This window comes from Mesorhizobium sp. M1088, from assembly GCF_040318575.1.
Lineage (GTDB): Bacteria > Pseudomonadota > Alphaproteobacteria > Rhizobiales > Rhizobiaceae > Mesorhizobium.
The window spans coordinates 1-2,008 of the sequence record NZ_JAMYMO010000103.1 but is presented as its reverse complement, the minus strand read 5'-3'; the positions used below and the strand labels follow the sequence as shown (position 1 = coordinate 2,008).

At 60.3% G+C, this 2,008-nt stretch carries 2 protein-coding genes and 1 pseudogene; 2 read left to right on the top strand and 1 reads right to left on the bottom strand.

Going from position 1 to position 2,008, the window contains the following annotated elements; genetic code table 11:
- On the top strand, positions 1 to 1,166 hold a 1,166-nt coding region (locus tag NKH49_RS34615), incomplete at its 5' end, for an FAD-dependent oxidoreductase (protein WP_352930157.1).
- A 199-nt stretch (positions 1,167 to 1,365) separates the two neighbouring features.
- On the opposite strand, the pseudogene NKH49_RS34610 reads toward NKH49_RS34615, so the two are convergent.
- A pseudogene (locus tag NKH49_RS34610) lies at positions 1,366 to 1,522 on the bottom strand (ferritin-like domain-containing protein); the annotation flags it as partial.
- A gap of 400 nt (positions 1,523 to 1,922) precedes the next feature.
- Here NKH49_RS34610 and NKH49_RS34605 point away from each other — a divergent pair.
- A partial coding sequence (locus NKH49_RS34605; protein WP_352930159.1) for a transposase occupies positions 1,923 to 2,008 on the top strand: 86 nt, incomplete at its 3' end.

Here is a 2,008-nt window from a genome sequence, read left to right as displayed (position 1 = left end):
CGTGTGATTTCCGCCGCCTCGAAGGCTTTCTGTTTCCGGCGTCGGGCAGGAAGGAATCCGTCATCGAGCGCGAACTGGACGCCGCTCTGAAGATCGGTGTCGACGTCGAGAAAACCGTGGGAGTGCCGCTTGCTGGGTTTTCGGACGCGCCCGTCCTTCGTTATTCCAATCAGGCGACATTCCACCCGCTCAAATATCTCCGCGGGCTGGCTGCCGGCATCCGCGCGCGCGGCGGCGCGCTTTATGCGGATACCATCGTCGACAAAGTCGAGGAGACTGACGGCGGCGTGCGCGTAAGCACGGTCTCGGGCTTTGCCGTGTCTGCCAGATCGGCCGTTGTCGCCACCAACTCGCCGATCAACGATCGGGTGGCGCTCCACACCAAACAGGCGCCGTATCGGACCTACGCGATGGCATTCGAGATCGGGCGCGACATTTTGCCGGATGCACTCTATTGGGACACGCTGGACCCCTATCACTACGTCCGTCTGCAGCCTGGCGAAGGCAAGACCGACCTTCTGATCGTCGGTGGTGAGGATCACAAGACAGGGCAGGCCGACGACGCCGACGACCGCTTCGCTGCCCTGGCGGCCTGGACCAAAGGGTTGGTGGCCGATATCGGCGCGGAAGCCAATCGATGGTCCGGGCAGGTAATGGAGACCGTCGATTACGCCGGGTTCATCGGCCGTAATCCCGGCAACGGGCACGTCTTCGTTGCTACCGGCGATTCCGGTCAGGGCATCACCCATGGGGTTGTGGCCGGCCAATTGATTTCCGACCTGATCCTGAAGGGGGAAAGCCCCTGGCGGGAACTTTACGAACCCTCTCGCAAGACGGCACGCGCGATCGGCGATTACTTGGCGGAGAATGCGACAACGATCAGGAGTTTTGCCGAGTATGTCGCGCCTGGTGAAATTGATGCCGCCGATAAGCTGCGGCCCGGACAGGGCGCTATCGTCCGCCAGGGGCTTACCAAAGTCGCGGCCTTTCGCGATGAGGACGGCACGCTCTACAAGCGATCGGCCGCATGCACCCATGTCGGTTGCCATGTCCATTGGAACTCGTTGGAACGCTGCTGGGACTGCCCCTGCCACGGCTCGCATTTTGCCGTCGATGGCACGGCTTTGAACGGACCGGCCGTAGCGCCCCTGGCTGAGGTGGAATAGCCATGGCGACTCCCGTTGAGGCGAGATGCCGCAATGCCAGCTCAGGCGAAGATGCTGCTTGGTAGCCGCTCGACACTGGCACCCGATGGACCCCATCGCCAGGTAATTCGTAGGTCGATCCCCGAATCTTTCTCGGCTTTGGAATCCGCTGTGCGGCCAATCACTCTGCATTCAATCCACCTTTCCTCCATCGCAAACGTCAGGTGCTTTTGAGCGCTTCGTTCATCCCGTTCGGGTAGAAGCCGCCCTTGCTGACGCCGGCCTTGTCGGTCGAGATAGACGATCCGAAGCACTTCCTGCGGCGTCCTCGTGAAGGCGATCGCATCCGGGGTCCATGGAACGATATTGGCTCTGCCCTTGCCAGCCAGACGAAGTGACCGTCCGACCGGGCCTTACACGCGCAGCTTTCAGTTCCGACGGCACCCACCCAATCTCCTTGAGCAGCCACGCTACCCAAATCAGTATGCTGCAAAATTGAATTAAAGGCGACCGAATAGTTAATCGATGGTTAATGGCTGCGCTCGCATCTCGGGCATTCGGCGCATGAAACATCGGGCAGGTCCGCCTCGCGCCTCATGTCAGCCATTGAAGGCACTGTTGCCACTGCCTGAACGCAGACATTGTTGGCGATCATTTTGGAGGTCGCGGTTGCGCCAGGAGCAGCGGTGAGCCCAGCCAATCTGATTGGGAGCGTGACCTTGCCCTCTTATCTAATCCGGTTTGAAGTTCGTTCTGGCCCATCGAGAGGACCAGGACATGAAACGTAGCCGCTTCTCTGAAGAGCAGATCATCGGAATTTTGAAGGAACATGAGGCCGGGGTATCGGTTGCCGATCTGTGCCG